The organism is Stackebrandtia sp., from assembly GCF_035643755.1.
Classification (GTDB): domain Bacteria; phylum Actinomycetota; class Actinomycetes; order Mycobacteriales; family Micromonosporaceae; genus Stackebrandtia.
In genome coordinates this window covers 1-8773 of record NZ_DASQPW010000281.1, presented here as the reverse complement: position 1 = coordinate 8773, position 8773 = coordinate 1, and the positions used below count along the sequence as shown (strand labels likewise).

Here is an 8773-nt window from a genome sequence, read left to right as displayed (position 1 = left end):
CGGGATCGACGCGCCCTGGCCCATGACTTCCATGTGCTCGGTGATCGAGGTGGCCAGCGCGTACGCGGCGCGCTCGGCGGCCAGCACGGACTCCGAGGCCGCGGAGATGGCGCCCGCGACGCCCGCGTCGGGGCGGGGCTGGCGGGTACGGGAGGCGGCGGCGCGGGCCAGCTTGTGGACCTGCTCGGCCAGCCGGGTCGGCTCGGCGATGTCGCCCAGGGCCTCGGCGATGCGCTGCGGCGAGGTCTCGGCGGCCTCGGCCGGGTCCGGCATGATCCGCAGGATCTCCAAAGCCACGGTGTCCGTCGGCTCGTCCCAGGCGGCCAGCACCGCGGGGTGGCACTGCCGAATGACCTCCATAAAGGACGCCACGGCGGCGTATTCGCTGTTGATCAGCGCGTGAGTCGACGTCAGCAGCTTGCGCAATTCCGCCGAGGCACCGGAATCCACCCCGGTGATCAGGTCGCCATAGGCGAGCATCTGTGCGATGTGGACGGCAGAGTCCATCGGGTCGCTGATGTGCGGGACGTCGGTGATGCCGATGGACTGCCCCGCGGCGGCCGCCAGCGCGCGCAGCACGCGACTGCCGCCGTTGTCGGCGACGGTGACGCTGGCCAGGTCGCTGTGCCGCACCCACATGCGGCACAGCGCCAGGTAGCCGTAGGGATCGTCGGTGACCTCGGCGGTGGCGATGACGCCTCCGCGCTCGTTGGTCACGGCCGCCGCGATGCCATTGGCGTCGCCGGTCAGTCCACAAAAGATCCGCACTGTGCCGTGCTCCTTTCGCTCCGCCACGTCGACACTACCTTTCGGTAGTCGGATTCGGCCAGCCTCGATAGTCCCGTACGAGACTCAGTTTCGCCAGTCCACCGTTTCGGCAATTTTGGTGATGATGCCCCGCCAGGCCAGGGTCGTCTGCTGGGTGCCGACCTTGCGCACCCGGCGCTTGGCGAACATCGCCTTGAGCCCGCCGTCGACGACGGAGCGCAGCGCGTTGTCCAAATCGTCCAGTGGCGAACCGACCGCCAAAGTGGACATGACGGCGGGCAGTTTGAGCGCGAATCCCAGGTCGCGGGCGAGCTCGCCCGCGCCGATCATCAGCTCGGGGTCCCAGGTGTCGTGCCCGCCGCGCAGGTTCTTGACCACCAGATCCAGCTCGTAGCTGTCGTCGTCGGTGGGAACCACGTACTCGGCCTTGATGCCCTTGACCAGCTCGTCCCAGGTGTCGATGGCGCGCAGCTCGGTAGCCGCGTCCGACTTGACGAAGGCCACCAGCGCCTCGGGGGTCTCGAACAGGGGCAGCGCGCCGTCCTGGCTCAAGAAGATCGGGATCTCCTCGGGCTCGTCGGCCTCTTCCTCGTCGGAGTCCTTGTCCTTTTTCTTGCCGTCTTCGTCTTCTTCGTCGTCCGAGGAGTCCTTGTCCTCGTCGTCGGAGTCCTCGTCCGACTCGGCGTCCTCGGAGTCCTCTTCCTCGTCGTCGTCCTTCTTCGAGGGCTTCTTGTCCCGCTTGGACTTCGGCTTCTCCTCCTCGACCTCTTCGACCTCGGCCTCGTCGTCCGACTCGGTCTCCTCCTCGTCGGACTCGACGGTGTCGGACATCCGATACGCCCGCAGCGTCAGCCCCACGCCCTTGGGCATGGCGATCTCGATCGGCTCCACGCCGACCTTCTCCCAGAAGGAATCGGCGTCGCTGGTGCGCTCGACGACCTCCTCGCTGTCCAGGGCGTCGTCGCTGTCGAGGGCGTCGGTGTCGGCCGCGTCGGTTTCGGTTTCGGCGTCGACCTCGGCGTCCTTGTCCGAGTCTTTGGGCGCCTTTTCGTTCTTGGCCACTGGAGGTCTCCGCGTCGCTGGTCGGTCAAACAGTCGGCATAGAGCTTATGAGTTGCTCCCAAGCCGCTGTTGCGTGGCCTCGGTAACTCGGTTCTCAACTGCGCGGAAGCGTCGTGGCGACGCTCCACAGATGCCCGTCCAGGTACATCATGACGATCGCGTGGAGCATCGGCATCGTGTTCGCGGGTGGTGTTCAACGATGGGCTGCGCGCGCGGCGAGAAGCCAGGGCCGAGGGTCGACCGTATGTGTCTGATGGCAGGAAGGTGACCGCGCCAAAGTTCCTGCGGCAAGCGGCACGCAAGTTGAAACGCCTGCGGCAGGCCCTGTCCCGCAAGACCAAGGGAAGCAACCGTCGTAAGAAGGCCGTCGTGAAGGTGGCTCGGGCGCATCAACCACAAGATGCCGTTGAATGTGCGGTCGTGGACGTGCCCGTGTGGTGCGCGCCATGACCGAGACATCAACGCCGCCAAGAACGTGTTGGCCGCAGGGCTTGCGGACAACTCAAACGACCGTGGAGCGCGGGTAGGACCAGCACGTGTGCTGGCACCACGCGGTGAAGCGGTAACCCACCCAGACGCCGCGCGTTCCACGCGCAGAGGAAGTCAAACCCCGGCCGGGTGCCACACCGTCTTGATCTCCACGAAGCGCCGCAGCCGGTCGACGCCGGGATCGGCGTACCAGTCGACGCTCGCGGGACGCACCACGCGCTTGAGGTTCTCGGCGGCGGCGATCTCGGCGTCGCGCACCAGCTCGGGGTCGTCCACCCCCGCCAGGTCGATCGCGTTGACATCCATGTGGGAGGCCAGCCACGGGGTCAGCTCGGAAACCTTGCCCGACAACAGGTTGATGACGCCGCCGGGAAGGTCCGATGTGGCTAGTGCCTCGGACAGGGTGATCGCGGGCAGCGGGCGCTCCTGGCTGGCCAGCACCACCAGGGCGTTGCCGGTGACCAGGGCGGGCGCGATCACGCTGATCAGGCCCAGGAAGCACTCCTCCTGCGGCGCCACGACCGCCACCACGCCCACCGGTTCGGGTGTGGAGTGGTTGAAGAACGGGCCCGCCACCGGGTTGGCGCCGCCCAGCACCTGCGGCAGCTTGTCGGACCAGCCCGCGTACCAGACCAGCCGGTCGATGGCCGCGTCCACCTGGGCCTCGGCCGCCTTGATGGTGCCGCCCTCGGCGTCACGCACCTCGGCCACGAACTGGGAGCGGCGGCCCTCGATCATCTCCGCCATCCGGTAGGTGATCTGGCCGCGCAGATAGGCGGTGGCGCCCGCCCAGCCGGGCTGCGCCTTGCGGGCGGCGGCCACCGCGTCGCGGACGTCCTTGCGGGACGCCTGGGCGGCGTTGGCCAGGAAGCTGCCGTCGGCGCCACTCACCTGATACGTCCTCCCCGATTCGCTGCGCGGAAACTTCCCGCCCAGATACAGCTTGTAGGTCTTGCGGACCGACAGACGTTTAGACATTGAGATAAGCCTCCAGGCCGTGGCGTCCGCCCTCGCGCCCGTAACCGGACTCCTTGAGCCCGCCGAAGGGCGAGGTCGCGTCGAACTTGTTGAACGTGTTGGCCCACACCACGCCCGCCTTCAGTTGGGTCGCGGCCCACAGGATGCGCGAGCCCTTCTCGGACCACACCCCCGCCGACAGCCCGTAGGGGGTGTTGTTGGCCTTGGCGATCGCCTCGTCGGGCGTCCGGAAGGTCAGCACCGACAGCACCGGCCCGAAGATCTCCTCCCGGGCCACCCGGTGCGCCTGCGACACGCCGGTGAAGATCGTCGGCGCGAACCAGAACCCCGAGTCGGGCAGCTCGCACGGCGGCGACCAGGCCTCGGCTCCCTCGGCGGTGCCCGCCGCGGTGAGCTCCTTGATGCGCGCCAGCTGCTCGGAGGAGTTGATCGCGCCGATGTCGGTGTTCTTGTCCAGCGGGTCGCCCAGCCGCAGCGTTCCCATGCGGCGCTTCAGCTTCGCCAGCACCTCCTCCGCCACCGGCTCCTCCACCAGCAGCCGCGAACCCGCGCAGCACACGTGCCCCTGGTTGAAGAAGATGCCGTTGACGATGCCCTCCACCGCCTGGTCCAGCGCGGCGTCGGCGAACACGATGTTGGCGGCCTTGCCGCCCAGCTCCAGGGTGACCTTCTTGGACGTGCCCGCCACCGACTTGGCGATCAGGCGCCCCACGTCGGTGGAGCCGGTGAACGCCACCTTGTCGACGCCCGGGTGCGACACCAGGGCCGCGCCGGTGCCCCCGGCGCCGGTGACGATGTTGACCACGCCCGGAGGCAGCTCCGCCTGCTGACAGATCTCGGCGAAGGCCAGCGCCGACAGCGGCGTCGTCTCCGCGGGCTTCAACACCACGGTGTTGCCGCAGGCCAACGCGGGAGCGATCTTCCAGGCCAGCATGAGCAGCGGGAAGTTCCACGGGATCACCTGGCCCGCCACCCCCAGCGGGCGCGGGTCGGACCCGTACCCGGCGTGCGACAGCTTGTCGGCCCAGCCGGCGTTGTAGAAGAAGTGCGCGCTCACCAGCGGCAGGTCGACGTCGCGGGACTCCTTGATGGGCTTACCGTTGTCCAGCGACTCCAGCACCGCCAGCTCCCGGGAGCGCTCGGCGATGATACGGGCGATCCGGTACAGGTACTTGGCGCGCTCGGAGCCCGGCATCGGGCCCCACACGGTGTCGAAGGCCCGCCGCGCCGCCGCCACCGCGGCGTCCACGTCGGCCGACCCGGCGTCGGCCACCTCGGCGAGGGTCTCCTCGCTGGACGGGTTGATCGACTTGAAGCCGCCGCCGTCCAAGGGATCGACGAATGTGCCGTCGATGAACAGGCCGTAGGACGACTTGATATCGACGATGGCCCGCGACTCGGGGGCCGGGGCGTATTCGAAGACAGACATTTAATCCACCGTCACATAGTCGGGGCCGAAGTAGCGGCCGCTGGCCAGTTTCTGGCGCTGAAGCAGCAGGTCGTTGAGCAGGCTGGAGGCGCCGAAGCGGAACCAGTCGGGCGACAGCCAGTCGGGGCCGCAGGTCTCGTTGACCGTCACCAGGTAGCGCCACGAGTCCTTGGCGGTGCGGATGCCGCCGGCGGGCTTCACGCCCACCTGGCGCCCGGTGGCGTCCCGGAAGTCCCGCACGGCCTCCAGCATCAGCAGCGTCACCGGCAGGGTCGCCGCGGGCGACACCTTGCCGGTGGAGGTCTTGATGAAGTCGGCGCCGGCGTACATCGCCAGCCAGCTGGCGCGGCGCACGTTGTCGTAGGTGGCCAGCTCGCCGGTCTCCAGGATCACCTTCAGGTGCGCGTCGCCGCAGGCCTCCTTGACGGCGACGATCTCGTCGTACACCTGCTCGTAGCGGCCCGACAGGAAGGCGCCGCGGTTGATCACCATGTCGATCTCGTCGGCGCCGGCGGCCACGGCGGCACGGACGTCCGCCAGCCGCACCTCCAGCGGGGCCTGGCCGGAGGGGAACGCGGTGGCCACGCTGGCCAAGTGGATGCCGGTGCCCGCCAGGGCCTCGACGGCCACCGGCACCATCGCCGGGTACACGCACACGGCCGCCACCGACGGGCACGCGCGGTCGCTCGGGTCGGGGCGCGTCGCCTTGACGCACAGGGAGCGCACCTTGCCCGGCGTGTCCGCGCCCTCCAAAGTGGTCAGGTCGACCATGGAGATGGCCATGTCCAGCGCCCACTTCTTGGCGGTGGTCTTGATGGAGCGCGTGGCCAGGGCGGCGGCCCGCTGCTCCAGCCCCACCTGGTCCACGCCCGGCTGGCTGCGCGCCCGCGCCACGGCGTCCACAGCGAGTAGAGAGGTCATGATCGCGAGTTTACGTAGGTGTCGGCTGCCGGTAGGGTGTGGGCTCGTGGACGTACAGGTCGTAGATCACCCCCTCGCCGCCTCGCGGCTCACCGCCATGCGCGACGCCTCCAGCGATTCCGGCGTCTTCCGCGCCGCCCTGCACGAGCTGACCACCCTGCTGGTGTACGAGGCGACCCGCACCATCGCCGCCGAGACCTACGAGGTCCGCACCCCGGTGGCCACCGCGACCGGGGTCCGGCTCGCCAACCCGCCGCTGCTGGTGCCGGTGCTGCGCGCCGGGCTCGGCATGGCCGACGCCGCCCACGCCCTGCTGCCCGAGGCCACCATGGGCTTCGTCGGGCTGGCCCGCGACGAACAGACCCACGAACCCCGCGCCTACATGGAATCGCTGCCCGACGACCTGACCGGCCAGCACGTCATCGTCCTGGACCCGATGGTGGCCACCGGGGGGTCGCTGGTGCGCTGCTGCCAGATGATCGCCGACCGCGGCTGCGTCGACGTCACCGTGGTGTGCGCGCTGATCGCGCCGCAGGGCATCACCCGGCTGGAATCCTCGGGTCTGCCCCTGACGGTGACCACGGGTTCCATCGACGAGGGCCTCAACGACGCGGCGTTCATCGTTCCCGGGCTGGGCGACGCCGGGGATCGGCAGTTCGGCCAGTACCGACGCTTCTAGGTTCGGCTAACCTTTATTCCTGGCAAGGGTTTTCGGCGTTGATTCGGGAGTGAAGGTGACAGGTACGAGGGTGCGGCGCGGTGGCGGTCGCCTCAATCGGATGTGGTGGGTCGTGATGGCCGCCGGGCTGATGCTCGTTGTCAGCGTCAGCACTGGGGCCGCGGCCAGCCGTCGCGACGAGACCGACAACGCCCACACGGTCTCGGTGAATCCGACGAACACGCGCACCACGCTGATGCCGCTGGGGGACTCGATCACCGGGTCGCCGGGCTGCTGGCGCGCCAAACTCTGGCGCACCATGAACCGAGCGGGCTACCGCTCGGTTGATTTTGTCGGCACCCGCAACACCCCCGAGTGCGGCATCACCCACGACGCCGACAACGACGGCTACCGCGGCCTCAAGGTCGCCCAGGCCGCGCGGGACGGGTTCTTCGTCCAGACGTTCAAGACCCACCGCCCCGACATCGTGGTGATGCACCTGGGCACCAACGACATCTGGCACGGCAACCCCGACCCGACGGCGATCCTGGCGGCCTACACGGTGCTACTCAAGGAGCTTCGCGCCGCCAACCCGCACGTGATTCTGCTTGTGGCGCAGATCATCCCGATGTCGGCCGACCGCTGCGGCGCGTGCGCCGACCGGGTCGTCGCCCTGGACAAGCGGATCCCCGGCTGGGCCCACCGGCACTCCACGGTCACCTCGCCGATCCACGTGGTGAACCAGCACACCGGCTTCGACGCCCGCGCCGACACCATCGACGGCGTCCACCCCAACGACATCGGCACCGGCAAGATGGCCAAGCGCTGGTGGATCGCGCTGCGCCCGGTGTTGGAGGGCACCCGCGGGAGCTGACCGTATAGCATGTGCGGCCTGGCTTCCCGCCGATAGACGCACCACCGATGAGTCGACCTGACAGGTAGACCAAGGAGTGCGGCGTGCCCACCGAATCATCGGACAGAGAACTCAGAGAATATCTGAACCGCGTAACGGCCAAATTGTTCCAAACCCGGCGCGAGCTTCAGCGGATCGACGATGATCGACACGAACCCATCGCCATCGTGGGAATGGCGTGCCGAATGCCGGGCGGTGTCGCCTCGCCGGAGGATCTATGGCGCGTCGTCAGCCAGGAAATCGACACGGTCGTTCCCCTGCCCACCGACCGCGGCTGGGACGTCGACGCCCAGGGCGTCGACCATCCCGACGAGGCACCCCTGCTCGACGATGTGGCGGGCTTCGACAACGCCTTCTTCGACATCGACCCGGACGAGGCGCGCGGGATGGACCCGCAGCACCGCCTGCTGCTGGAGACCTGCTGGGAGGCCGTGGAGCGGGCTCGCCTGGATCCGAAGAGCCTTGTGGGGCAACGGGTCGGTGTGTTCGCCGGCCTCAGCAACAGCTTCTACCACGGACGGTTCGGGTGGCCGGATGCCTCGGTGCGCGGACAGCAGATCTACGGCTCGGCGTTGGGGGCGGCGGCGGCGCGCGTCGCCTATCACCTGAGTCTGCGGGGACCGGCGTTGTCGCTGGACTCGGCGTGTGCTTCGTCCCTTGTGGCCGTTCATCTCGCGTCGACGGCGTTGCGCAACCGGGAATGCGATCTCGCGCTGGTCGGCGGGGTGTCGGTGATCCCGTCCCTGTACGTGTTCGACGACTACCACCACAACCAGAAGCGGCCCGGCGACGGGCGCGTCAAGCCCTTCGCCGCGGACGCGGACGGCAGCAACCTCGCCGAGGGCGTCGGCGTTCTCCTGGTGGAACGCCTGTCGGACGCGCGTCGTCACGGCCACCGCGTCCTGGCCCAGGTGGCGGGGTCCGCGGTCGACCAGGACGGGGTGCGAAACACCTTCGGCAGCCTCAGCCCCTCGGGTCTGGAGCGCCTGGTGCGCACCGCCCTGGCCGACGCCCAATGGGAAGCCGGCGACGTGGACGCCGTGGAGGCCCACGTCCCCGGCAACCTGGCGGGCGACGTGATGGAGGCCGAGGCGTACCTGAATACCTACGGGCGCGGCCATTCCCGAAGCGATCCGGTGTGGATCGGCTCGGGGAAGTCGAACTGGGGTAACCCCGGCGCCAGCGCCGGGGTGGCCGGCATCATCAAGATGGTGATGGCGATGCGGCACGGGGTGATGCCCCGGACCCTTCACACGGAGGACCCGTCGCCCCATGTGGACTGGACCTCCGGCGGCGTCTCGCTGCTGCGGCGGAGCCGGGCCTGGCCCGACCGGGGCGGCCCGCGCCGGGCGGCGATCTCCGGGTTCGCCGCGGTCGGCAGCAACGCCCACGTGATCCTCCAACAGGGCGACGCCGACGACGCGGACGGCCCCGCGGGCGACGCCTCCGGCGCGGCCCCGGCGCGGGTGGTGCCATGGCTGCTGTCCGCGCGATCGGACGCCGCGCTGCGGGAGCAGGCGGCCCGGCTGGCGGAGGAAGCGAAGCGGGTGTCGCG

Annotated in this window: 8 protein-coding genes and 1 pseudogene; 4 read left to right on the top strand and 5 right to left on the bottom strand. The window is 69.3% G+C overall.

The window, feature by feature from the left end; genetic code table 11:
• On the bottom strand, positions 1 to 795 hold a 795-nt coding region (locus tag VE172_RS21620), incomplete at its 3' end, for a hypothetical protein (RefSeq protein ID WP_324804074.1).
• Between the two features lie 57 nt (positions 796 to 852).
• Positions 853 to 1830, bottom strand: coding sequence for a hypothetical protein (locus tag VE172_RS21615; protein ID WP_324804073.1), 978 nt, complete (start codon positions 1828 to 1830; stop codon positions 853 to 855).
• Between the two features lie 400 nt (positions 1831 to 2230).
• On the opposite strand from VE172_RS21615, the pseudogene VE172_RS25820 reads away from it, so the two are divergent.
• Positions 2231 to 2278, top strand: a pseudogene (locus tag VE172_RS25820) (hypothetical protein); the annotation flags it as partial.
• 155 nt (positions 2279 to 2433) lie between these two features.
• Here the strand turns inward: VE172_RS25820 and VE172_RS21610 are convergent.
• From VE172_RS21610 to deoC, 3 genes are read right to left on the bottom strand one after another with little or no spacing between them, the layout of a single operon-like run.
• Entirely contained in the window at positions 2434 to 3297 is an 864-nt protein-coding gene (locus VE172_RS21610) for an aldehyde dehydrogenase family protein (RefSeq protein ID WP_324804072.1), read from the bottom strand.
• Complete coding sequence (locus VE172_RS21605) at positions 3290 to 4726, bottom strand: aldehyde dehydrogenase family protein (RefSeq protein ID WP_324804070.1); 1437 nt, start codon at positions 4724 to 4726, stop codon at positions 3290 to 3292. Before VE172_RS21605 ends, VE172_RS21610 begins: the two co-directional genes overlap by 8 nt.
• Complete coding sequence (deoC, locus tag VE172_RS21600; RefSeq protein WP_324804069.1) at positions 4727 to 5647, bottom strand: deoxyribose-phosphate aldolase; 921 nt, start codon at positions 5645 to 5647, stop codon at positions 4727 to 4729. It abuts the gene before it with no gap.
• Between the two features lie 46 nt (positions 5648 to 5693).
• Here deoC and upp point away from each other — a divergent pair, with 46 nt between their 5' ends.
• The 3 genes from upp to VE172_RS21585 form a co-directional block, all read left to right on the top strand.
• On the top strand, positions 5694 to 6326 hold the full coding sequence (upp, locus tag VE172_RS21595) for a uracil phosphoribosyltransferase (RefSeq protein ID WP_324804068.1): 633 nt from the start codon (positions 5694 to 5696) through the stop codon (positions 6324 to 6326).
• A gap of 100 nt (positions 6327 to 6426) precedes the next feature.
• Complete coding sequence (locus VE172_RS21590) at positions 6427 to 7179, top strand: SGNH/GDSL hydrolase family protein (RefSeq protein WP_324804067.1); 753 nt, start codon at positions 6427 to 6429, stop codon at positions 7177 to 7179.
• A 224-nt stretch (positions 7180 to 7403) separates the two neighbouring features.
• Positions 7404 to 8773, top strand: a 1370-nt coding sequence (locus VE172_RS21585; protein WP_324804066.1) for a polyketide synthase, incomplete at its 3' end; no start/stop codon positions are given.